General features: G+C 40.5%; 18 protein-coding genes. 8 read left to right on the top strand and 10 right to left on the bottom strand.

Annotated features, from left to right (window positions below):
* Positions 1 to 23 precede the first annotated feature (23 nt).
* Both P20439_RS11020 and P20439_RS11015 read right to left on the bottom strand, forming a co-directional pair.
* Positions 24 to 554, bottom strand: a complete 531-nt coding sequence (locus P20439_RS11020; RefSeq protein WP_008111989.1) for a hypothetical protein — start codon at positions 552 to 554, stop codon at positions 24 to 26.
* 30 nt (positions 555 to 584) lie between these two features.
* Positions 585 to 983, bottom strand: coding sequence for an HIT domain-containing protein (locus tag P20439_RS11015; protein ID WP_008111988.1), 399 nt, complete (start codon positions 981 to 983; stop codon positions 585 to 587).
* Between the two features lie 107 nt (positions 984 to 1,090).
* On the opposite strand from P20439_RS11015, the gene P20439_RS11010 reads away from it, so the two are divergent.
* Together P20439_RS11010 and P20439_RS11005 are read left to right on the top strand one after the other, a co-directional pair.
* Positions 1,091 to 3,316: a S9 family peptidase gene (locus tag P20439_RS11010; RefSeq protein WP_008111987.1), complete on the top strand. Its 2,226-nt coding sequence runs from the start codon at positions 1,091 to 1,093 to the stop codon at positions 3,314 to 3,316.
* Between the two features lie 280 nt (positions 3,317 to 3,596).
* On the top strand, positions 3,597 to 5,234 hold the full coding sequence (locus tag P20439_RS11005) for a methyl-accepting chemotaxis protein (RefSeq protein ID WP_008111986.1): 1,638 nt from the start codon (positions 3,597 to 3,599) through the stop codon (positions 5,232 to 5,234).
* 54 nt (positions 5,235 to 5,288) lie between these two features.
* Here the strand turns inward: P20439_RS11005 and P20439_RS11000 are convergent, their stop codons facing one another.
* Both P20439_RS11000 and dinB read right to left on the bottom strand, forming a co-directional pair.
* On the bottom strand, positions 5,289 to 6,824 hold the full coding sequence (locus P20439_RS11000) for a leucyl aminopeptidase family protein (protein ID WP_008466832.1): 1,536 nt from the start codon (positions 6,822 to 6,824) through the stop codon (positions 5,289 to 5,291).
* A gap of 111 nt (positions 6,825 to 6,935) precedes the next feature.
* Positions 6,936 to 7,991 carry a DNA polymerase IV gene (gene dinB, locus P20439_RS10995; RefSeq protein WP_008111984.1) on the bottom strand — a complete coding sequence of 352 codons (1,056 nt, stop codon included), beginning with the start codon at positions 7,989 to 7,991 and terminating at the stop codon, positions 6,936 to 6,938.
* Positions 7,992 to 8,390: 399 nt separating this feature from the next.
* Between dinB and P20439_RS10990 the strand changes: the two genes are divergently transcribed.
* From P20439_RS10990 to P20439_RS10980, 3 genes are all read left to right on the top strand, one after another.
* Positions 8,391 to 8,822 (top strand): thioesterase family protein, encoded by a 432-nt coding sequence (locus tag P20439_RS10990; protein WP_008111983.1) that lies wholly within the window; start codon positions 8,391 to 8,393, stop codon positions 8,820 to 8,822.
* Positions 8,823 to 8,834: 12 nt separating this feature from the next.
* Entirely contained in the window at positions 8,835 to 9,887 is a 1,053-nt protein-coding gene (locus P20439_RS10985) for an aldo/keto reductase (RefSeq protein ID WP_008111982.1), read from the top strand.
* 368 nt (positions 9,888 to 10,255) lie between these two features.
* Positions 10,256 to 11,194 (top strand): ABC transporter substrate-binding protein, encoded by a 939-nt coding sequence (locus tag P20439_RS10980; RefSeq protein WP_036933686.1) that lies wholly within the window; start codon positions 10,256 to 10,258, stop codon positions 11,192 to 11,194.
* Here the strand turns inward: P20439_RS10980 and P20439_RS10975 are convergent.
* The 3 genes from P20439_RS10975 to P20439_RS10965 all read right to left on the bottom strand — a co-directional run bounded on the left by P20439_RS10975 (position 11,121) and on the right by P20439_RS10965 (position 15,777).
* Complete coding sequence (locus tag P20439_RS10975) at positions 11,121 to 11,747, bottom strand: fumarylacetoacetate hydrolase family protein (protein WP_008466829.1); 627 nt, start codon at positions 11,745 to 11,747, stop codon at positions 11,121 to 11,123. The two genes, P20439_RS10980 and P20439_RS10975, sit on opposite strands and share 74 nt — an antisense overlap.
* A 231-nt stretch (positions 11,748 to 11,978) precedes the next feature.
* Positions 11,979 to 14,495, bottom strand: coding sequence for an exo 1,3/1,4-beta-D-glucan glucohydrolase (locus tag P20439_RS10970; protein ID WP_008111980.1), 2,517 nt, complete (start codon positions 14,493 to 14,495; stop codon positions 11,979 to 11,981).
* A 16-nt stretch (positions 14,496 to 14,511) separates the two neighbouring features.
* Positions 14,512 to 15,777: a sugar MFS transporter gene (locus tag P20439_RS10965; RefSeq protein ID WP_008111979.1), complete on the bottom strand. Its 1,266-nt coding sequence runs from the start codon at positions 15,775 to 15,777 to the stop codon at positions 14,512 to 14,514.
* A 248-nt stretch (positions 15,778 to 16,025) separates the two neighbouring features.
* Here P20439_RS10965 and P20439_RS10960 point away from each other — a divergent pair, with 248 nt between their 5' ends.
* The 3 genes from P20439_RS10960 to P20439_RS10950 are packed head-to-tail and all read left to right on the top strand — an operon-like array spanning position 16,026 to position 19,726.
* Positions 16,026 to 17,360, top strand: coding sequence for a GH1 family beta-glucosidase (locus tag P20439_RS10960; RefSeq protein WP_008111978.1), 1,335 nt, complete (start codon positions 16,026 to 16,028; stop codon positions 17,358 to 17,360).
* Between the two features lie 15 nt (positions 17,361 to 17,375).
* Positions 17,376 to 18,704 carry a glycoside-pentoside-hexuronide (GPH):cation symporter gene (locus tag P20439_RS10955; protein ID WP_008111977.1) on the top strand — a complete coding sequence of 443 codons (1,329 nt, stop codon included), beginning with the start codon at positions 17,376 to 17,378 and terminating at the stop codon, positions 18,702 to 18,704.
* Positions 18,705 to 18,715: 11 nt separating this feature from the next.
* Positions 18,716 to 19,726, top strand: a complete 1,011-nt coding sequence (locus P20439_RS10950) for a LacI family DNA-binding transcriptional regulator (protein ID WP_008111976.1) — start codon at positions 18,716 to 18,718, stop codon at positions 19,724 to 19,726.
* A gap of 8 nt (positions 19,727 to 19,734) precedes the next feature.
* On the opposite strand, the gene P20439_RS10945 is transcribed toward P20439_RS10950, so the two are convergent.
* The 3 genes from P20439_RS10945 to P20439_RS10935 are packed head-to-tail and all read right to left on the bottom strand — an operon-like array spanning position 19,735 to position 23,669.
* Positions 19,735 to 21,696 carry a response regulator gene (locus P20439_RS10945; RefSeq protein WP_008111974.1) on the bottom strand — a complete coding sequence of 654 codons (1,962 nt, stop codon included), beginning with the start codon at positions 21,694 to 21,696 and terminating at the stop codon, positions 19,735 to 19,737.
* 25 nt (positions 21,697 to 21,721) lie between these two features.
* Positions 21,722 to 22,183 (bottom strand): response regulator, encoded by a 462-nt coding sequence (locus tag P20439_RS10940; protein ID WP_008111973.1) that lies wholly within the window; start codon positions 22,181 to 22,183, stop codon positions 21,722 to 21,724.
* 1 nt (position 22,184) lies between these two features.
* Positions 22,185 to 23,669, bottom strand: a complete 1,485-nt coding sequence (locus tag P20439_RS10935; RefSeq protein ID WP_008111970.1) for an ATP-binding protein — start codon at positions 23,667 to 23,669, stop codon at positions 22,185 to 22,187.
* Between the last annotated feature and the right edge of the window lie 7 nt (positions 23,670 to 23,676).

Here is a 23,676-nt window from a genome sequence, read left to right as displayed (position 1 = left end):
TGTAACGCTTTTTTATTGTCTGATTATTTATCACTCATCACTTTGCGAACAACCGGCTCTAGGCTTGCCATTCCCCACTGCTTGCCTGTTTCAATTGCAGACTCAATATCAGCGCCTTGTTGATGGGCTGAAATAGCCATTAGCGCACCAACACGATTACTGCTCGCACAATGAACAACCACTGATTCACCTTTAAGTTCTTCTAAAAGGCTAGCTAATCGTTTTGCATTATCGATGTTAACATCTTGTGCACCTGCGATCTCAATTGCGTGGTAATTCATTCCTAAAGAGTTTACTAATGCCCCTTCATCCCAGTCTTGCTCATCTGCTGCACGTAAATTAATAACGTGCTTCACCTTAGCTTGCGATAGTTGCTTAAACTGCTCATCAGTCGGTTGCGCTGCTGAAAAAACCACGTTGTTATGCGCTGCAAAGTTTTTAATGTTGGCGTTATTTACCACATCTATAGCGACTGGCTGCTCACTCGCTATTACGGTTGAAACAGCAATAGCTGCCATAAATATACTGGCACAAAGTTGTTTTATTAATTTCATACTATCCCCTCAAAGTAACTCATTCTAATTTTAAAAATACGTTTTTAATTGCTCTATCTGCTCATTAGTATAAGGGATACTCGGAAACTTGCCCCATACAGGCGCAGGCCATGCAATATCTGTTTTGAAGCGCGCTATATGATGAATGTGTAATTGCGGCACCATATTACCTAGCGCGGCAACATTTAACTTATCAGGATTAAACACCTCAATTAATAGATGACTGAGCTTAGCCGACTCTTGTAAATAAGTAATTTGTTGCTGCTCGGTTAAATCAACAATCTCTTTTAAGCCTGCAACCCTTGGGACTAATACAAACCATGGATATTGACTGTCATTCAATAACAATACTTTACACAATGGCCAATCAGCCAGCTCAATACAATCTTTTTGTAGCTCTGGGGCTAAGATAAAAGGGGTTTCACTCATGTTGATATCCTTAGTTATTTTACTACACACTTTATAGCATTTAGTTGCAGTTGCACACGCTTGTGCTTTACCATCGGGGATAATTTTATGTAAGTAAAGGCAATCCTGTGTTAAAAAAACTAAAACACCTCTCACTGGCAATCCCCCTGATGGCGGGCGCATTAAGCGTCCAAGCAAAGCCGCTAACGCTTGAGCGTATATTTGATGATCCTAGCTTAGCGGGAAAGTCTCCAGTACAACTTAAATTTTCTCCCGACGGCAGCCGTGTCACCTACTTACAAGGTAAAACAGATGACTATAACCGCTACGATTTATGGGAATATAATTTAAAAGACAATACCAATCGATTACTTGTTGATTCAGCGCAGTTATTTTCAGGCCCAGAAAACCTATCAGATGAAGAAAAAGCACGTCGTGAACGCCAACGTATTTTTGGTAAAGGTATTCTTGAATATAAATGGTCAAAAGATGGTAAAGCACTGCTATTTCCTCTAAATGGCGACCTTTATTATTTCGACTTAAACACAAAAAATAGTAAAAAACTAACTAACACTGAAGCATTTGAAACCGATGCGCGCTTTTCTCCAAAAGGGAATTTTGTATCGTTTATTCGCGAGCAAAACCTCTATGCACTAGAACTGGCATCTGGCAAAGAAATTCAGTTAAGTAAAGATGGCGGTGGCGTTATTAAAAATGGCATGGCCGAATTTGTGGCGCAAGAAGAAATGAGTCGCATGACCGGTTATTGGTGGGCAAATGATGAATCTAAAATCGCCTTTACTCGCGTTGATGAAAGCCCTGTTCAGGAAGCGATTCGTAACGAAATTTATGCAGATGAAGTAAAGCTATTTAATCAGCGCTACCCATTTACTGGCACCAACAATGTTGAAATTCAACTTGGTGTTGTGAAACTTAATGACCAAGCTGTTGACTGGATTGATTTAGGTAAAGATAAAGACATTTATATCGCACGTGCTAAATGGCTAAACGACAGTAACACCCTGTCTTACCAGTGGCAAAATCGCTCTCAGCACAATTTAGAGTTACGCTTTTACAACAGTAAAACAAAACAGCAAACCGTCGCATTAACTGAAAAAAGCGATACCTGGATAAACCTACATTTTGACCTTGAGTTCTTAAAAGACAAAAAGCATTTTGTGTGGGCTTCAGAGCGTGATGGCTTTAAGCACCTTTATTTGTATCGAAATAATGGCCAACTTATTCGTCAAATAACCGCTGGTGACTGGGTTGTTGATAGCTTAAAAGGGGTAGATGAAAAAAATGGTATGGTTTACTTTGCAGCACGCAAAGATACTGCGCTAGAGAGCCATTTATACAGCGCGCCTTTATTTAAAAAAGGAGCAATTAAACGTATTACTGAAAAAGGCCAATATCACAATGTCGTACTGGCAAAAGATAATAAAACCTTCATTGATACCAGCTCATCGGTCAACAAACCAAATTCAGCAGCACTACGCAAAATTAATGGTGAATTTATTACGTGGCTTGAAGAAAACAAACTAGATGACTCACATCCACTCACTCCCTTTTTGACTGATTTAGCACAGCCTGAGTACGGCACCATTACCGCTGAAGACGGCCAAGTTATGCATTACCGTTTATTTAAACCAGCAAACATGGCTAAAGGTAAAAAGCATCCGGTTATTGTTAACGTGTACGGCGGCCCTCATGCTCAACGAGTCACTAATAGCTGGCGTAGTAAAAACTTATATTTTCAATATATGGCGCAACAAGGTTATGTTATTTTTCAACTAGATAACCGTGGCTCTTACAATCGTGGTAAAAAGTTTGAAGATGCAATATATAAAAAGTTAGGTGTTGTTGAAGTAGCTGATCAGATTAAAGGCGTTGAGTTTTTACGTACCCTTGACTACGTAGACCCTGCACGCATTGGTATATACGGCCACAGCTATGGTGGTTATATGGCGCTAATGACCATGTTTAAAGCAGGCGACTACTTTAGTGCTGGTGTTTCAGGCGCACCAGTAACTGACTGGGCCTTGTACGACACTCACTACACCGAGCGCTATTTGGGTCACCCTGATACGAATGCGCAAGGTTATACCGACAGTGCTGTTTTCCCATATGCTGAAGGCCTGAAAGGCCCATTAATGATTTACCATGGTATGGCCGATGACAACGTGTTGTTTACTCATGCAACTAAATTGTTTAAACAGCTGCAAGATAACAATCAACAGTTTGAAATGATGACTTACCCAGGCTCAAAGCATAGCCTTCGCGGTAAACAAGTGCAGACTCACTTACATCAAACTATTACTAACTTCTTTAACCGTAACTTTAATACAAACTAACTAACTAACGTTAGGTTAATCATTCGACTAAAGGCTGATACAAGTATCAGCCTTTTTTTATGCTAATAAGATATATTAAAACGTCAACACACAATAATTAAATCCATCTTAAGCACGGGTAACTAAAAGTCTAAGCTTCAGCGTCCAACTGTTATTGTATTTAAACTAACCGCTAAAACGAAATATAAGAAATACAATATTATGAAAATAAAGCTCTCTTAGCCTATATTTTAACTATGCTTATTGAAGAAAAATAATGCTCTGATACAGGAACATATTTATGCCAAACCTCCGTCGTTTTACTATATTTCAACGTCTAGCCATTTTAGTAGGGATTGTAATATTGGGTTTAATTGTATTGAGTATTTCGAGTTTGAGTAATCAATACCAAGCGCTCAAAAAAGAGCAATACCTTAAAACTAAAAATGTGGTAGAAACTGCATATAGCACTATTAAGCACTATGCAGCTCTTGAACAAAACCAAACACTCACTCGCCAACAGGCACAATCTCAAGCAATCGCCTCAATCCGCTCATTGCGCTACGATGATACGAACTATTTTTGGATAAACGATTATCAGCCTGCCATGGTAATGCACCCAATTAAACCAGCTCTTGAGGGAAAAGATTTAACTAATAACAAAGACCCTGATGGAACCCCGCTATTTGTTGAGATGGTTAGCGTTGTTAAAAAATCCGGCGAAGGTTATGTGCCTTATAAATGGCCAAAACCAGGTAACGACAACCCCGTAGACAAAATTGCGTTTGTGAAAGGTTTTGATCAATGGCAATGGATAATCGGCTCAGGCGTGTACCTTGATACTATAGACAGTGCCTTTTCGCAGCAGCGCACTATTATCATTATTAATGTAGTTATTATGATTATTGTGGTGGTGTTATTTAGTTACTTTATTGGTCGTAGTATTTTAACCCCTACCCGTTTAGCCGCCCAGATGATGAAAGACATCTCTCAAGGTGAGGGAGATTTAACCCGTACTCTGAACGAAAATGGTAATGATGAAATATCTCAACTTTCGCAATCATTTAACTTATTTGTCTCTAAAATTAGAGAGTCTTTAGTACTGGTCGCCAAAAATGCAAACGATGTAAACGACCATGCTCATACCGTCGATGACTCGAGTAAAACCAGCCAATCATTTATCGAGTTACAAAACGACAGCTCAACTCAAGTGGCTGCAGCTATGGAGCAAATGACCCATCAAATTCATGATGTAAGCCGTAATGCCGAAGCCGCCGAACAAGCCGCAAATGAAGCGGCAAGTAATGCATCAAGTGGTAAAAACGTGGTGTCGAAAACAATTACAGCTATTGAAGCCCTTTCTACTAACATAGAAACCGTAAGTAAAGTTACCGCTGATCTTGCTCAAGAAAGTAATAACATTGGCTCGGTACTTGATGTAATTCGCAGTATTGCAGAACAAACTAATCTACTGGCGTTAAATGCTGCAATTGAAGCAGCGCGAGCAGGTGAGCATGGTAGAGGCTTTGCCGTTGTAGCCGATGAAGTGAGAACGCTGGCCAGCCGAACAGGTAAAAGTACCGATGAAATTCAAGCCATGATAGCTAAACTGCAAGAAGGCGCTAAAGCTGCGGTTGAAGCGGTAAAATCTAGCCAAGAAATTTCTATCTCAACCGTTGAGCAAGCTTCTGCTGCCAATACCTCGCTTGATGAAATAGACAGATTGGTATCGGTGATCACCGATATGAACGGCCAAATTGCAAGAGCAACAGAGCAGCAAACATCGGCCGCAGATGAGGTGAACTTAAGAATTAACGACCTCTCGCAATCAACGGAGCAATCACTGGGTAACACCAATGATTTAACCCGTGCTAGCGACAAACTGAAACAAAGTAGTGTTGAGTTATCAAGCGTGGTATCGCGCTTTAAGCTTAGTTAACTCAATTAAAAAGCCCTGATTTTCAGGGCTTTTTAGACATATTTATATAGAGAATTATAAACAGTAGTGGGCAAATAAACTGCTTACTGATGCTGCCGTTGGTTTGCCATGTTGCCAGTCACCGCCTTCAACGCCACTACCTGCAATATCCATATGCACATAAGGAAGTGGTAAAGTAGACTCATTACCATGCTTATCTAACCCGCCTACAACAGCTAAAAATGCCATAGGAAATTGGTGTCCGCGTGCTGTAACAGCAGAAGCTGCATTATTACTAGAGAGTACGTCATCGGCTAAAGTACGTGGCTTTATAAAGTCATAATCTTCACGACGTGAACGGGATACTTCTGCACCGTCAGCCCATAAATCACCACAATCAGCTAATTGACGTGAAATATTAGCACTACATGCTGGCCCATTTTCTACATAAGCACCATATGGCCCCATCGCGCGTGCAGCATGCCCTGTTAAAGTAGCCACAGTAAACAGCGTTGGGTTTATTTCGTTTTTAGCCAAATCTTTCATTTCGCTAAGTAAATCCCCCATCGCTAGACGCCCTTCGGCATCAGTGTTACCAATGCGCACTCGTACACCTTCACGGCTGGTAATGATTTCATCAGGAACAAAACAATCTGAACCAATTGAGTTACGTACCACCGCTAAAAAGGCAATCACTTTGACGCCTTTAGGCTGGTAATCAGCAACTGCTTTCATAAATCCAGCAACAGAAGCCGCACCGCCTTTATCACGGCTCATGCCCGCCATATAGCCGCCCACTTTTAAATCTGCACCGCCAGTGTCATAGACTAAGCCTTTACCAACAAACATCAGTGTGCGCGTTACTTCGCCCTCTGGTACATATTCAAGTTTAACTACACGAGGGTGATGACGCTCTACCGCATAAGACGCACGAGCAACAGTGCTTAGCATCGGATAGTGTTTATCAATGGCAGCTAAATCGTCAATTACATCAACGCTCACTGCGCTATTGTTAAATAGCTCACTACAGTAATCAGCAAAGCGTGGTGGTGCCATACGCTCAGGCTCGGTACCACATAAATCACGTGCAGCATATTGACCAGCGGCTAACGCATTGACTGCTTTAATCGTTTGTTCATTGGCATCAATTAAACCGATTTGAGTAATGGGTTCAATACCTTGACCATGAAATTCACGCGCTTCCAAAGGCTGCCATAATGCTTGGCATGCGCCTAAATAGGCCACTTCTAGAGCGTGTTGATAACGACTATCGATATTTAAAGCGGGTAAGTAAATCGCGGGGCTTACACTGCCCGACGCTTTTGCTTCATTGATGGCTAATTTAGCCGCATCAAAATAACGACGTACATCGTCATAGTCTCTATTTAAAGGGCCAGTTGGTGCTAATACCACACGTTTACCGGCAATAACTAATAAGGTAACTTGATTGCCTATACGTGAGTCTACTTGGGCTTGATTTAAAATTGCATCACGCAGAGGCGTATTTGGTAAATGAGAAAAGTCATCACTGATAATAATAAGTGCATCGTGTGATGTACAATCTAGGCTTGCACTTACTGGCTGAGCCAGCACTGCTTTTGGATATGCCATAAAAAAAAGATCCTGTTAGAAAACGTAGTCCCTATTATTATTTATTTAGCAATTTATAACCAGTGAACTGCGATATTCTGCATATTTACTGGCAACTTGGTGTTACAAGTTTTACACATCAAGAATACTGAGCTGTAAATTATGCTCTGGTTGATTTTTAATACCAACGCCAATTCCTAATAAGCGCACGGGTTGCTGTAATCCACGTTGATAAGCTTTGGCGAGTAACTCTTTAAAAATAGCGGTGTTTAATTGATGATTCGCTTGATCTGCTGAGGTCACAACAAAATTAGCAAATTTAACTTTAACACTTAACTTATTAATTTTATTTTGCAACTGCTGCTTATTTAGCCTAACAGTGAGCTCATCTAACAGTTGCGGTAATTGTTCAAGGCACTCATCAAGGCTGTTTTTGTTGTATTCATAAGTATGCTCCACGCTCAATGACTTACGAACCCGCTCAGTTGAAACCCGCCCTATATGATCCCCCATACATTTTTGATATAACGATACACCAAAATTCCCCACATGTTGCTGCATCCAATTAGCGCCTTTTTCTCGGACATCTTGGCCCGTGTATAATCCTTTTAAATTAAGCTTCTCCAAGGTTACTTTACCCACGCCTGGAATTTTACCTAGTGGTAATTGGGCTAAAAACAAGTCAACCTGTTCAGGCAATACCACAAATTGGCCATTGGGCTTATTTTCATCACTAGCAATTTTGGCTATAAATTTAATTGGCGCAATCCCCGCAGAGGCGGTCAGCCCTGTGGTATTAAAAATATCGGTGCGGATCTGCTCAGCAATTAACGTTGCACTGCCTTTAAATGCAGTACTGTCGGTCACATCTAGGTATGCTTCATCAAGTGAAAGAGGTTCAACAAGGTCAGTATAGCGGTTAAATATAGCGCGGATTTGAGTTGATACTTGTTTATAAACCGCCATTCTTCCGGGCACAATAACTAAATCGGGGCAAAGCTGTTTGGCATGATAGTTAGACATAGCAGAACGCACACCATATTCTCTGGCAATATAATTAGCGGTAGAGAGCACTCCTCGGCGACTATTACCGCCAATGGCCAGCGGTACGCTTGCAAGCTTAGGGTTGTCGCGCATTTCAACGGCTGCATAGAAGCAGTCCATGTCTATATGAATAAACTTTTTCATCACACAATAACAACTGTTTATTTATACAGCCATTATTGTGGAATCGCTATTAATTAGCAAGCATGTTGTTATCTAAAAAGAGCGCCTATTTTTTTTGGGCTTATTAAAACAATACATCCAAAATAGTACTTCTAAACAGAAGCCTAATAAAATCAAAATAATTGCTCCTGCCTCATTACCCATAGCGTAACAAGTGAACGAAGCTATAAAAACAGTGCATGCCAATAACCAATTAATTATATTCTGCATAGTTCTCTCCTTGTGTGTTAATAGTTACTATAGTCATGAATTCAAAGAGGTACAATTTTAACTCTCGAATTTTTTGCCCGCTATAATTCCCTTGAGCTCATCCGACCATGTTGCTAATCTAAATACTTTAAAACTAAGAGCTATTAATACATGGAAACGTTTAAACAACAACATCCTATTCATACCGATATTACTGTAGCGTGGGGCGATATGGATGCCCTACAGCATGTTAATAACTGTGTTTACCTTCGTTATTTTGAAATAGCCAGAATCGATTTTTTAAATAAATTAAATTTATTTGATACTATCAATGCTAAAGCCACAGGCCCTGTGATCAGTGAAAATAACATTCGCTACAAACGCCCTGTGACGTTTCCTGACACATTAAGCGTAGGTATTACTATTAGTGATATAAAATCTGACCGGTTTGTAATGAATTACAGTGTATTTAGTCATGCGCAAAATGCGATAACCACCACAGGCATGTCGAAAGTGGTGATGTTTGACTTTAAAACAGGGCAAAAAGCGACGATCACAGAACCTTTGTTATCGGCTTTAAAAGCAAACTCTGAAAACGAATAATTAGGATTAGTAATGCAATATAGTCAATTAGGTAGTAGTGGTGTTAGTGTTTCGAGAGTCTGTTTAGGTAGCATGACCTGGGGAGTACAAAATACCCAGCGCGATGCTGATGAGCAAATAGCCTATGCCCTTGAACGTGGTGTTAACTTTATTGATACAGCAGAAATGTACGCAGTTCCGCCCACGCCCGATACCTATGGTAAAACAGAGGAAATTATAGGGGATTGGGTCGCTCGTAATCCACAAAAACGAAAAGACATTGTTATTGCAACTAAAATTGCCGGTAATGGACTTTCATGGATCCGTGATGGCGGTGATATTACTCGCCAAGCTGTTATTGATGCCGTTGATCAGTCTCTAAAGCGCTTACAAACCGACTATATTGACTTATACCAATTACATTGGCCAAACCGCCGCACCCCACATTTTGCAAGGCAATGGCCAGGTATGCTCAAGTTTACCGAGGTCGATGCAAAACAACACACCGCAGATATGCTGGATATTTTAGAGGGTTTAGATGCGTGTGTTAAAGCAGGTAAAATTAAGCATTGTGGGCTTTCTGATGATACACCATGGGGAATTAGCCAATTTTTAAATTTAGCTAAAGAGCACAACTTGCCAAAAATGGTGTCTATTCAAAATGAGTTTAGTTTAGCGCATGCGAAAGATTGGCCTTATTTAATAGAGCAATGTGTGCATGAAGATATTGCTTACTTACCTTGGTCGCCTCTGGCGGCTGGGCTATTAACTGGTAAGTACCTCAATGGAGCGCGCCCTGAAGGCTCACGTTGGACATTTATGCAGCGCAACGGTATTTTTCGTGATACACCACAATCACAACAAGCCACTAAGGAGTATGTTGAACTTGCCTATGAGCACAACATAACACCGGCACAATTAGCGCTAGCGTGGTGTAATCAAGTAGATGGAGTGACATCATCTATTATTGGTGCCACTACTATGGCGCAATTAAAAGAAGACATTGATGCATTTGAGCTAACCCTTAGCGACGATGTATTATTAGCGATTGATACCATATTCAGAAATAACCCAATGCCTTACTAGGGTCTGTTGGCCTTTGCATATTGAAACTTGTTCTACATAGGGCGATTTAATCACGGCGCGAGGTTTGTAACCTCGCAGGTAATCAAAAACAGCAAAGAATAATACCAATTCGCTTAATTAAGTGGTCTATTTTGAGGCTGGAAAAACGTGTTGATAGCTAGGCAAAAAATTGCTATTTAGTTGTTCTAAATGAGAATTTTTAACGCAGGTAGTGACACGTTTAGCCCCGTAAAATGATTAAGTATTATTGCTTATTGGCATAACTACGCTTCAATGAAATTGATTCTTTGCTGTTCTTTATGTTTATTTTTTGGACATTCAGGTATAATAACAAACAGCCATTTAATAAAGAATTATCAGCCTTTTTTATGCATACAGCTCGTTATTTCTGCCTGCTTTTTTTAATATTCTCGAATAACAGTATTAGCCAATCTAAAAATCAGCTCACTGAAATTTTGTGGCTACAGAGCAACACTCCGCCTTTTCACTTAAACTCAGAAAGTGCTCAAACGGGTTTGTGTGACAATTTAACTGAGCAACTCATTAGCAGTATTAAGGATGTAAAACATACTCGGTTAGTTGTGCCACAAAAACGAATTAATAAATATATCAGAGAAGGCAAAAATGTCTGCTTCCCATGCGTAATTCACAAAAAAAACGCCAACCAAGTCTATACTTACTCACGCCCTACCTCCATCTACCCAGAGTTTAGTATTATTACCACTAACCAAAAAGCACGAACACTTACCAAAACACATGGTAATCCTATAAATTTAATTAGCTTGCTTAGCGATGAAAACTTTACCTATGGACAAGCCGCAGCGCGACGGTTTTCGCCACACATAAATATAATTATTGAAAACGCTTTGAGCCACCATAACGTCTCTTTAAGCTTAAGTAGTGACAATGAAAGTGGCGTTGTGATCGATAGATTAAGACATGGTTTTTTAGATTACTCGCTCGATTACCCTTTTATGGCTAGTTACTTTAACCAGCAACAACACCCCATAAAAATCGTTAGCATACCTATAGCTCAAAATACGAATTCGTTAGTTAAAGGCGCTATAGGCTGTGCGACTAATGCGCCCAATGATTTTGCTAATCAGGCAATTAAGAAGATTAATGCAGCATTAGAAAGTACCATACTAGAATCAGCTGAGCATCAGCTAAGCCAGCGGTATTGGTTAAGTGAACATATCGATAATTTTGATAAACAATACTATCAATACATAATTAACGTTGACTCACATACCAATGATGCTCCAATAAGCACCGCTGACCAGAGTCAGAATAAAGAGCAACTTTAAACTCTCGACCCGCGCCCACCATCCCTACGCCAGCAGGGGTGCCGGTCATAATAATATCGCCCTCTTCTAAACCCATAAACTCACTTACTTCAGCCAGTATTTGCGCAGGTTGGTGCAACATTAGCTGGGTATCACCATGCTGAACTGCTTTACCATCAATATGCAATTCAAATATAAATGATGACATTTCTGGCGTTAACTCAATAAAATCACTAAATAATACTGAGCCATCAAATGCTTTAGCTCGCTCCCACGGCAAGCCCTTTTCTTTTAAACTGCTTTGCAAAGCTCGCTTAGTCAAATCGAGCCCAATCCCTACTCCTGCAAGCTGCTTATTTTTAATCACAAAACATAATTCAGTTTCATAATGTAACGTATCCCCGTTATGAGTAGTAAGTAAGGTATCGGTGATCGCGCTATTAGGCTTATTAAAAATCACCATTTGCTCAGGGTGTTCATTGTTTAGCTCAGCAATATGTGCACTGTAATTGCGCCCCACACAAACTATTTTTGAAGGTTGTAAACGCTGAGAAGCGAGCTTTATTTGATTCATCCTTTCACCTGTTAATTACATAACGCATTTAATATTTTGGCATACTCTCAAATTATTAACGTAAAAGCGAATGCAGTTTTATCATATTTTTGTGACAACTACGGAGCTGAATATAATCAATCACATAGAATGGAATAAAAGTAAGGAGGGACTAATTTGGCAGGTTTTTGTACTACATGTTTAAAATAATAAGCAGGTACTCTCTGTACCTGCTTATCAATAGATTATTGACTACTTACAAGTAACACTACCTTGCTCGGCAGCATTTGTTGTAATAGCTAGTTTAGCTATAGATACATGCCAATCACCTTGCGTGCTTAACTGCCAAGGCGAAAATACTTGTGCCAAGTCAACACCCTGCTCTGCAAAACAACTTAAGTTGATGTTTAATGTTTGCCATTGACCTGATTGCTCAAGGTTATCGGTAATATCAAACTTACCCTGGCAGTTTTCACCACAACCCATAGCAACCCACAGCGGGCTTGATGCCGCTTTGTCTACTTTAATTTGCATTTGCAGCTGGCCATTACTCTCAACGTATGAGCGTAAGTCAGATGGGAATGCCGCGGCTAAATTAACCCCAGCCAGCGCTTGACCATTAAAACGGATAGCTCGCGCATCTTCTTGCACATCTTTGTCAAATGTTTGAATGCTCACAGCACCTAATGACTCACGGCTACTTGCCACCGTTTTTTGTTGCTCGCCACTTTTTAATACCAACGACCATGGTGCTTTTATAGCACGTTCAAACAACACTAAGTCGTCCAATTGTTCAGTCTGTTGAGTTTGCTCTACCAAGTCATCTTTAATTACATTGCTATCACCGTAGGTTAAGCCAAAACCATAAGGGAGTAATGGGCTATAACCTTCATCGTTGCGGTTTTCATTGTCGATTGGGTTATTCGGCCATGAAAACGATAACTTTCCTTTAAAGTCGTGGTTAATTGAACCGTCTGCATTTTTAAACAATACATCACTAATTGCATCACCTTCACTGCCTGGAAGCCAAATAGCAACAAACGCATCACTGGCATTTAGCTCAGCATTAACCCACATTGGGCGACCGCTTATAAATAATGATACAACTGGAATTCCCGCATCTTTAAACTTTCGCAGTAAGGCTAAATCACTTTTATTACCGCGCTGGTACTCAAGGTTATCAACATCCCCATTGCCCTCTGCATAAGGTTGCTCACCAAATACAACAATGGCTACATCTGGGCGCGCTTTATACTCTCCATCAACACTTAGTGCAACACTACCACCAGCTTGCTCGAGCGTGTTTTTAATACCTGCATAAATTGAAGTGCCGCCTGGGAAGTCATTGTTGGTATTGCCTGTACCTTGCCACGTAACACTCCAGCCACCTGACTGCATCCCGATATTATCAGCACCTATTCCTGCTACTAATACGTTTGCCTTGGGCGATAATGGTAATAACTGCTGCTTATTTTTAAGTAACACTAAAGATTCACGTACTGCTTGTTTGGCCACAGCACGGTGATCGTGACTACCAATAATTTCAGTTTTACCAGAAAGAGGACGTTTCGCAGGGCTTGGTTTATCGAATAAACCCGCGCGCATTTTAACGCGTAGGATACGCGTTACCGCGTCGTTAATTCTGCTTAGTGGGATCTCACCGCTGTTAACTTGGCTAATTAAATTGCCAAACAATGGTTTCCACTCATCTGGTGCCATGTATACATCTAAACCTGCGTTTGCAGCTTGAGCACAGTTGCTATTTGAGCAGCCTTTAACTTGTCCATGACCATTCCAATCGCCAACAACAAAGCCATCAAAGCCCATTTTTTCTTTCAATACATCGGTTAATAAATATTTACTGCCGTGAATTTTATCGCCATGCCAACTGTTAAACGAAGCCATAACCGTTTGCGCACCGGCACTCAAACCACCTACATAGCCTTGGGCATGAAGCGCAAATAACTCTTCTTCAGAAGCGATGTTATTACCTTGATCGTCGCCGTTTACAGTACCACCATCACCTAAAAAGTGCTTAACGGTACTCACTACTCGCGTGTCTGACAAAAAATCGCCATCTACAGCGCCTTGTAACCCTTTAACAATAGAGGCAGAGTACGCTTTCACAATTTCAGGGTCCTCAGAGTACCCTTCGTAAGTGCGACCCCAACGGTCATCACGCACCACAGCAACAGTAGGTGCAAATACCCAATCTATACCGGTAACCATTACTTCTCGTGCGGTAGCAGCGGCTATTTTTTCAATAAGTGCAGGATTATTTGCTGCACCTAAACCAATATTATGCGGGAATAAAGTCGCGCCAATAACATTGTTGTGTCCATGTACCGCATCGGTGCCCCACATTGTAGGAATGGTACTGCCATCTAGAGAGTCATCAATAGATGCTTGGTACATTTTTTCTGCCAAATCAACCCAATCTTCAGGCGTAGCATGCTTGTTATTGTTTGGAAACGAACCACCGCCATTTAAGTAAGAGCCAAAGCCATACTTACGCATATCTTCAACCGTGATGTTACGAATTTCAGGTTGGATCATTTGCGCTATTTTCTGCTCTAGCGTCATAGTACTGAGCATATCAGCGATTTTTTGCTCCATTTGAGCATCGCTTTTAATCCCCGTTGTAATTGTTGGCCAAATTTCTTTTTGGTTTGTTGTATCACTGACACTATCAGAGGGTTGCGAGCAACCGCTGCTGGTTATTGCTGCTAGCATCAGCGCAGTAATTGAAAAAGTGCGTTTAATAATCATAGCATTCACCTAAAACTCAAAGAGGAGTTGACGTTGTTTTTTTTGCACCAAACAGCGCGAAATAAGTAATATATAAATAGCAGCCAATGGGTAGAATAAGGGCTAATTGCACACCTATATTATCAGCCAGCATACCTTGTAATAACGGAATAATCGCACCGCCAACAATCGCTAAACACAAAATACCCGAACCCTGTGACGTGTATTTACCAAGCCCCTGTAGTGCTAAACTAAAAATAGTAGGAAACATAATAGAGTTACATAATCCAACTAATAAAATAGCCCACATAGCCAGTGACCCTTGACCCGTCATAGCAATTAACACAAGTAAGCCTGCTAAAATACCGTGACAAGCTAATACTTTGGCTGCATTTAATTTTTGCATAATCGCGGCGCCAGCAAAGCGCCCTATCATTGCACCTGCAAAATAATAACTAATGTAATGTGCTGCTTGCTGCTCTGGTAAGCCTGCAATATGATCTAAGGTTAAAAAGCCGACTAAAAAGCTGCCTATGGCCACTTCAGCCCCTACATAAACAAAAATACCAATCGCGCCTAAAATAAGGTGGCGATATTTCCATACGCTGCCTAAATCAACAAACTCAGTGTCGCCTTGGTTTTCAGCTTCACTGTCAATCGCTTTACCTAGTTTAGGTAACTTTAAAAAGGCAAAAATAATCGCCAATGCTAATAGGCTTGCACTGAGCATTAAATAAGGAAATTTAACTTGTTCGGCTGTTGCTTGGCTAATTTCAGACAAAATCAACCAACTACCAAATAAAGGCGCAACCGTTGTGCCTAAAGAGTTAAAGGCTTGGGTCATGGTTAAGCGCGAAGAGGCTGTTTTTGCAGGCCCTAGTACACTTACATATGGGTTAGCAGAAACTTGTAAAATGGTGATCCCTGAAGCAAGAACAAACAAAGCTAATAAAAATAGCTCGTATACATGAGCTTCTGCAGCAGGGTAAAATAATGCACAACCAATTGCTGCGACAACTAAACCGACAACAATACCAAATTGATAACCTATTTTACTGACCAGTTTCCCCGCAGGGATTGACATAACAAAGTAGGCACCAAAAAAACAAAATTGCACCAACATTGCTTGGGTGTAGTTAAGGGAGAACATCCCCTTTAAATACGGAATTAAAATATCGTTCAAGCAAGTAAGAAAACCCCACATAAAAAACAAGGTCGTAAGCGATGTTAACGCAAAGGTGTGTGTGGACCCTGGTTTTTGGCTGTTTTCCGTTGCCGATAGTGGCTGTGTGATATGTGCCATAGTATAATCTCTAATTATTTATAACTATCAGATTGTTACCTCTATTTTATTGCGTTTAATAAAACTTAAAATGCAGATAATAGTTGCAACACCAAATGTAAGCGCTTACATTTATAACATACAAATAAAATTTATCAATTTATTTACAAAATTATTGTAAGCGCTTACACGCAATGTTAGGCAATTATTTTTGCTTAGCTAATTACTTTAAGTTTATTATTACTGCAAATGTAAGGACGTATCTCATTGTGTTTAAAACCATTTCGTTGCCAGGCACGTCAGCCCTTTTAAAATCACCCTTTATTTTTGGGGTTGCCACGGCCTCCTTTCAAATAGAGGGAGGTTACGATACGCGTCTTCCTTGTATTTGGGATACTTTTTGTAACCAGCCAAATACCATTGCTGATAATAGTAACGGCAACCAAGCGTGTGAACACATAGAATATTGGCAACAAGATGTAAAAATGATTGCTGATTTAGCTGTAGACGCTTATCGACTTTCAATTTCTTGGCCGCGCGTTTTACACCAAGATGGCAGCTTGAATATTCAAGGTATGGCGTTTTACAAATCGCTACTGCAAGCTCTAAAAGCGCGCAATATTAAAACCTATGTCACTTTATATCATTGGGACTTGCCACAACATTTAGAAGACAGTGGTGGCTGGCTCAACCGCGATACAGCTTACCAATTTGCTCATTACACTCATATAGTCACTCAGCAACTAGAGGGCTTAGTTGATTCTTATGCGACCTTAAACGAACCTTTTTGTAGTGCCTACTTAGGCTATGAGATAGGAGTACACGCACCAGGCATAAAAAGTCAAAAAGCAGGACGCCAAGCGGCGCACCACCTTCTGCTTGCCCATGGACTCGCGATGCAGGTGATACGTAAAAATTGCCCTACGATAGAAGCCGGTATAGTGCTTAATTTTAGCCCTGCCTACCCACTCACCATAAATGATAAACGCGCTGCTGAGCTTGCCGATGATTACCATAACCAGTGGTATATTAAGGCTATATTAAAGGGCTGCTACCCTAAGATAATTAATCAGCTTACCAGTGATGTAAAACCCCATATTGGCGACGAAGATATGGCAATTATTAGTCAAAAAGTCGATTTTTTAGGGGTTAATTACTATACTCGTATTCATTACAAAAATACGCCAGATCATTGGTTTAGCGAAGTTCCTCTAAAGAATGTTGCCACCACCGATATGGGCTGGGAAGTTTACCCACAGGGATTGTGTGAATTACTACTTTCATTAAATGATCGTTACACTTTACCTAAAGTATATATAACAGAGAACGGCGCAGCGATGGCCGATGTATTAATAGACGGTAAAATAGATGACATACAACGTATCGATTACTACCATAGCCACATTAATGCCGTTCATAATGCAGTTGAGCAAGGCGTGAATGTGCAAGGCTACTTTGCATGGAGCTTAATGGATAATTTTGAATGGGCCTATGGTTATGAAAAGCGCTTTGGGCTAGTCTATGTTGATTACCAAACTCAACAACGTACATTAAAACAAAGCGCAATTGCGTATCGTGATTTTCTTAAACAGCGCCAAAAATAATAACGAGTGGCTTTTATGCTGAGTAAAAAAGAAAAAATAGCTTATGGCCTAGGTGACACGGCCAGTAATATTATTTTTCAAACCGTGATGCTGTTTTTAACTTTTTTCTACACTGATATATTTGGTATTTCGCCTGCGGTTGTTGGTACCCTTTTTTTAGTAGTCAGAGTTATTGATGCAGTAACAGATCCAATAATGGGCGCCCTAACTGACGCCACTCATACTAAATACGGCAGCTACCGACCCTACCTACTTTGGCTTGCTATCCCTTTTGCTGTTATCAGCGTGATCACCTTTACTACTCCTGCGCTTGATGACGGCAACAAAATTATTTACGCGTTCGTTACCTACACCCTACTAATGTTGGTTTATACCGCAATTAATATTCCTTATTCGGCACTTGGCGGTGTATTAAGTCGAAATCCTAACGAACGCGTTTCCATTCAGTCATACCGATTTGTATTTGGCATGCTGGGTGGTTTATTGGTTACTAGCTGTACCTTGCCTTTAGTAAAATGGTTTGGCGATGGTAATAACGAATTGGGCTATCAACTCACCATGCTGGTTATGAGCTGCCTAGGCGTGGTGTTATTTCTAATTTGTTTTCGTTACACCAAAGAGCGGGTGATCAATCCGCCGCATAAATTATCTTTAAAAACACAACTCCACGTTTTATGGCAAAATCAGCCGTTTAAAATCTTATGTATGGCTGCACTGGTATTATTGACAAGTATGGTGCTGCGCACGACACTAGCTATTTACTATGTAAAGTATGTGCTTGGCAAAGAAGATTTAATCACCGAATTTGTAACCTTAGGTATGATTGGTAATATTTTAGGCTGCGCTTGCGCACAACCTTTAAGTAAACGCTTTGATAAAAAAGCGGCTTATGTTTATCTGCAATATATTTCCGCCATATTGAGCTGCCTTGCTTTTTTTGTCCCTAATGAACACGTTTTACTGGCTTTTTTAGTGTATTTTTTATGGTGTTTTTTCACTCAAATGGCAACGCCTTTATTATGGGCAAAAATGGCTGATGCTATTGATTACGGAGTCTGGCAGAATGGCCGTCGACTCACCGGTTTAGTTTACGCAAGCATCGTATTTTTTATTAAATTGGGGCTTGCATTAGGCGGAGCGATTGCCGGTTGGTTACTTGCTTATTATCAATATCAAGCCAATGTCGAATTAAGCGAGGCAACTAAAAACGGTATTTTAACCTCATTCACACTCTACCCTGCGATTGGCAGTGTACTTGTGGCTTTAATAATGAGTAAATACAGCCTAGATAATAAAACCATTAAAAAAATCACTGCCGATTTAACACAAAAAAGCAATTTGTAGCAAGGAATAGTATGGCCACCATTTATGAAGTGTCAAAGCTTGCAGGGGTGTCACTTGCCACTGTTTCAAGAGTAATGAACAACAATGCAAACGTAAGTGATGCAACCAGAAAAAAGGTTACCTTAGCCATGGAAGAGCTAGGCTACCGTCCTAATTCTATTGCGCAATCACTGGCTTCTAATTGCTCTAATAGCGCGGGCTTGTTAGTTTCAGAGCTTAAAGGTCCATTTTATGGGCCAATGATGAGCGGTATAGAGAACACCTTAAGAAACCAAGGTAAACACGTTATTATTACTGCAGGACACAGTGACGCAGAGCGAGAGCAACAAGGCATCGAATTTTTAATTAGCCGCAATTGCGACGCACTTATTTTACATGTTGAAGCTATTAGTGATGAATACTTAATAAAGTTAAGTAAAGGCAAAACTCCGTTTGTTTTGCTTAACCGCTACATTGAAGAGCTCGCCGATCGCTGTATTATTCTTGATAATACTAAAGGTGGCTATTTAGCCACTAAATACATTCTTGAGTCGGGCCATAAAGAGATTGCCTATATTAGCGGTCCACTGTGGAAAAAAGATGCTCAAGAGCGCTTAAACGGACATAAACAAGCACTTGCTGAATACGCCATTGAATTTGATAAAAGTAATTTATTTGAAGGTGACTTTGTCGAAGAAAGTGGCTACGAAGGCTTCGCTACACTTTATAAAAATAACCCCGCATTTACCGCCCTAGTATGTGCCAATGACGAAATGGCAACCGGTGCCATGGTGAGTGCTAGAGAGCATGGTATACAACTGCCTTCGCAGCTTTCTATTATCGGCTACGATAACGTGTTTTTTACCCGTCACGTGTACCCTCCGTTGAGCACTATAAACTATCCTATCGATGAGATGGGTAAAGTGGCAGCGCAGTGGGTACTGAGTCATGTTTATCAAAAAAGCGTACACCCCATTCAAACGTTATTTGAGCCCGAGTTAGTTATACGCCAATCTGTGGTTAAACCTTTAACATCAAGCTAATAGGGGTGTTAAACAAGCTGGTTGAGTAATGCTAAATTTATTGGTTTTAACAATACCTGCTCTATTTCTAGTTGCCTGATATGCACAGCATCAGGCTCCATACCACTAATAATGACGCGTTCAATGTCAGGGTAATGCTGTTTAATAAACCCTGCTAGCTCTAAACCAGTTCCATCTGGCAAATGCATATCGAGCAATACTTTATCGTAATTACTGTTATGTTCAAGCATTGCTTTACAGTCTTTGACACTTGTTGCTATATCGGTATCTACATCCAAGCTTTCTAATAATAACTGGGTAATTTGCGCGGCATCGGCATCGTCTTCTACTAATAGAAAGCACTTTTTGTCGTTACTCGGTTTGGGTATTGGCTGAACCGGCGAAACCGGTTGATCTTTTTGTCCAAGCCTTAATTCTAAACATTGATAGAGCAAGTGGGAATCCACAGGTTTGGCAATCATATCGTCAAACCCTAACGCATTGAGTTCGTTATGAATGCCTTTCATAGTTGCTGCGGTTAAGGCTATGATTGCACCTTTAAATCCTAGCTTTCTAAGCTCAATAGCAGCTTCTTTTCCGCCCATTACCGGCATATGGATATCTAAAAATATAATATCGTAAGTAGTGTGCCCGTCTGCTAGTTGTTTCTTTACTTTGTCGAGTGCTTGCTTACCATTATCAGCATAATCTACCTCAGCGCCTGCCGAACCAATTAAGTGACCAACTAGCACGCGTAAATCGCGTAAATCATCAACCACCAATACTTTGCCGCTCACTTGGCAGGGCGCTACTTTTTGCTGCATATTGGGGGTTAAATCAAGTTTTAATAAATTGCGCTCTACCTGTCTGATATCACCAGGGTATAAGGAAATGGTAAACGTTGAGCCTTCACCAACATGAGAGTCTAATGAAATATCCCCCTGCATACGACTAAGCAGTTCAGAACAAATAGCTAAACCTAAACCTGCACCACCTACTGAGCGTGACTCTACATCGGCTATCTGCTCGAAAGGCTTAAAGATGAGGGCTTGTTTTTCTGGAGCAATACCTAAGCCTGAGTCTTTAATACTAAAAAATAGCATTTCACGCTCAGCGACCATATCAGTCCATGCGTTAACCACAATTTCGCCTTGCTCGGTAAATTTAATCGCATTATTAATCAGGTTAATAAGAATTTGTCTAAGCCGAGTAGCATCGATACGAACGACTAGTGGCAAAGGCTCCAGTGATTCAAATTTTAGTGATAAACCTTTATCCAGCGCTGATACGCGCATTAACGTAAATACGTCGGCCATTAGGCTATCAAGATTAACCTCTGACAAACTGAGTTCAAGCTTATCAACAGCAATTTTAGATAAGTCCAAAACGTCATTTAGTAAGCTTAATAAGTGTTTACCATTACGATAAATCACACCTAGCTCGTTTTCAGCCTGCTTGTTAAAGTCACTAAGCATCAACAACTCGGTATAGCCTAAAATAGAAGATAGCGGTGTGCGCAATTCGTGGCTTAAATGTGCTAAAAAGCGATCTTTTGAGCGGTTTTCAGCCTCCGCTTTTAAACGCTCCACTCGCTCATCTTCCACATCTCGACGTGCTAATGCATAACGAATAGAGCGGGCAAATCGGCTACCACTCATTTCACTTTTAACTAAGTAATCAACGGCTCCAGCATCAAGCGCAGCTGAATCGAGGGCATCGTTAGATTGCCCAGTAAGCATAATAATAGGCCCACAGAAACCATTTTTAAGCGCTTGTTTTAGCACACTTAAGCCATCAGATGCCCCTAAGCGATAATCAAGCAAGCAAATATCATGTTGATTTTTACTCAACACTTCCACCGCCTGCTCAGGAGAAGTTATCCACTCTATGTCAAACACATGGGAACTGAGCTGCTCTAAATAGTCACGAGTTAAAATATAATCATCTTCATCGTCTTCAACCAATAGCAGTTTCGTTGCCTTTGCTAACATAGCCTCTCCTGTTTTAATAATATGCTTAATCGTTAAACGTGCTTGGTAGCTCTACAAACTCAACCCAGTATTTACCCAGTGTTTTCATCAACTCAACTAAGCCATCAAACGTAACAGGCTTAGTTATGTAAGACGCAGCGCCTAGGTTATAGCCTTTAACCATGTCTTCTTCTTGCTTAGAGGTGGTTAAAATTACCACTGGGATGCCTTTTAAATTAGGATGCGCTTTAATAGCTTGAAGTGCTTCGCGGCCATCCATTCTCGGCATGTTTAAATCAAGTAAAATTAAGCCTGGTCTTGGCGAGATGCTTTTATCTTCAAACTTGCCTTTGCGCTCTAAGTACTCTAAAAGCTCTACACCGTCTTCAACAAAGTGTAATTCATTTAAAACGCGACTTTCTGCAAGCGCGTCTTGGGTTAACAAACGATCATCTTCATCATCATCTGCCATTAAAATGGTAATCGGTTTTACGGTTGTTAATGGCATATTATGCCTCTCCTTTTAATGTGAATAACTCTGCATCCACGGGTAATTTAATGATGAAAGTTGCCCCTTCACCTAGGGTACTTATCGCGGCAATAGAGCCACCGTGACGCTCTACAATTCGACGGCAAACAGACAAACCTATACCCGTCCCTTTGTATTGTGAGCGACCATGTAAGCGCTGAAATGGTACAAATATTTTATCCGCATACTCATCTGAGAAACCGATACCGTTATCCCTGACTGTAATTACATGCCAACTTATTTCACTGTTATGATCTTCACTAAACTCGCTCACTCGTTCAAAGTCAATATTAATAACAGGGTCTACGTTAGGCCCTCTAAACTTCACCGCATTTGAAATTAAGTTTAAAAACAGCTGATGCATTTGACTCGGATCAGCCTGAATAACGGGCATATTAGCCGTGACAATTTGTGCATTACACTCATTAATCGCTATTTCTAAATCACTTTTTATATCATTCAAAATGCTGTTTAAATCGGTATCGGTAAAATCTTTACCTCGGGTGGTTACTCGAGAAAACTCTAATAAATCATTAATTAAATTAGACATTCTTTGCGCGGCATTTTTCATGCGGGCAATGTAGTCTGTACCTTTTTCGCCTAACTCGTCTTTAAACATGCTCTCAAGCCGGTCGCTAAATGCTTGAATTTTCCTTAGCGGCTCTTGCAAGTCATGACTGGCAACAAAGGCAAACTCTTCTAACTCTCGGTTACTGCGACTTAATTCATCAGAATACAAGGTAAGCTCTTGGGTACGTTCAGTTACTTTACTCGCTAAGGTTTCATTTTGCATTTCCAGCTCGGCGCGATACACGGCCGCATTTTTTAAATTCAGCCTCGCCAATAAAAACATACCCAAAATCAATAATGCGCTGGTAACTGCAGTAATACCAAAAGTGATCTTTGCTTCTTTTTTAATTTGCGCTAATTTCGAAAAGTGACTGACTTTAAACAGTAGTTCGCGCTCTTGAATATCATTAACTCGCTCACGAATTTCTCTATATAAGTCGCGTCCTTCATGTGAATTAAGTATTAGTAAGGCGCGCTGCTCTTTATCATTTAATGCTAATTTAACTGTTTTTTTAAGCTCAACTATTTTAGCTTCAACCAATAGTAACAACTGTGCAATACGCTGCGCTTGGCCATCAATTTCTGAGTGTAAGTCGCTCACATGATTAGTTTGAGACTCTATTTGTGCGATGGCATCGTAATACGGCACTAAATAGTCATCGGCTTGGGTTAATAGATACCCTCGCTGTCCCGACTCGGCTTGCACTACCGAAAGGTGTAGCTGCTCTATCGCCGTGCTTAACATATTAGTGTTGTCTAAACTTTGCTGGGTACGCGATAACCCTTGAATAGTATTAATGGCTAAAAAAGCATTACCAACAATAATACACAACACTATAGAGATAAATAACGCCCATACTACATTTGCTTTGCCTTGCTGTTTGCGTTTAATCATTTATCAT

Origin of the sequence: Pseudoalteromonas sp. BSi20439 (assembly GCF_000241165.1) — a bacterium.
Taxonomy (GTDB): Bacteria; Pseudomonadota; Gammaproteobacteria; order Enterobacterales; family Alteromonadaceae; genus Pseudoalteromonas.
The sequence above is the reverse complement of the archived record's forward strand: the minus strand, read 5'-3'. Positions and strand labels throughout refer to the sequence as shown.

Bases quoted from the DNA above. Each gene is read 5' to 3' on its own strand.
- P20439_RS10935 (WP_008111970.1), bottom strand. From the start codon at position 23,669: ATGATTAAACGCAAACAGCAAGGCAAAGCAAATGTAGTATGGGCGTTA.
- P20439_RS11020 (WP_008111989.1), bottom strand. From the start codon at position 554: ATGAAATTAATAAAACAACTTTGTGCCAGTATATTTATGGCAGCTATT.
- P20439_RS10970 (WP_008111980.1), bottom strand. From the start codon at position 14,495: ATGATTATTAAACGCACTTTTTCAATTACTGCGCTGATGCTAGCAGCA.
- P20439_RS10955 (WP_008111977.1), top strand. From the start codon at position 17,376: ATGCTGAGTAAAAAAGAAAAAATAGCTTATGGCCTAGGTGACACGGCC.
- P20439_RS10985 (WP_008111982.1), top strand. From the start codon at position 8,835: ATGCAATATAGTCAATTAGGTAGTAGTGGTGTTAGTGTTTCGAGAGTC.
- P20439_RS10945 (WP_008111974.1), bottom strand. From the start codon at position 21,696: ATGTTAGCAAAGGCAACGAAACTGCTATTGGTTGAAGACGATGAAGAT.
- P20439_RS10980 (WP_036933686.1), top strand. From the start codon at position 10,256: ATGCATACAGCTCGTTATTTCTGCCTGCTTTTTTTAATATTCTCGAAT.
- P20439_RS11005 (WP_008111986.1), top strand. From the start codon at position 3,597: ATGCCAAACCTCCGTCGTTTTACTATATTTCAACGTCTAGCCATTTTA.
- P20439_RS10975 (WP_008466829.1), bottom strand. From the start codon at position 11,747: ATGAATCAAATAAAGCTCGCTTCTCAGCGTTTACAACCTTCAAAAATA.
- P20439_RS10950 (WP_008111976.1), top strand. From the start codon at position 18,716: ATGGCCACCATTTATGAAGTGTCAAAGCTTGCAGGGGTGTCACTTGCC.
- P20439_RS10990 (WP_008111983.1), top strand. From the start codon at position 8,391: ATGGAAACGTTTAAACAACAACATCCTATTCATACCGATATTACTGTA.
- P20439_RS10965 (WP_008111979.1), bottom strand. From the start codon at position 15,777: ATGGCACATATCACACAGCCACTATCGGCAACGGAAAACAGCCAAAAA.
- P20439_RS11000 (WP_008466832.1), bottom strand. From the start codon at position 6,824: ATGGCATATCCAAAAGCAGTGCTGGCTCAGCCAGTAAGTGCAAGCCTA.
- P20439_RS11015 (WP_008111988.1), bottom strand. From the start codon at position 983: ATGAGTGAAACCCCTTTTATCTTAGCCCCAGAGCTACAAAAAGATTGT.
- P20439_RS10940 (WP_008111973.1), bottom strand. From the start codon at position 22,183: ATGCCATTAACAACCGTAAAACCGATTACCATTTTAATGGCAGATGAT.
- dinB (WP_008111984.1), bottom strand. From the start codon at position 7,991: ATGAAAAAGTTTATTCATATAGACATGGACTGCTTCTATGCAGCCGTT.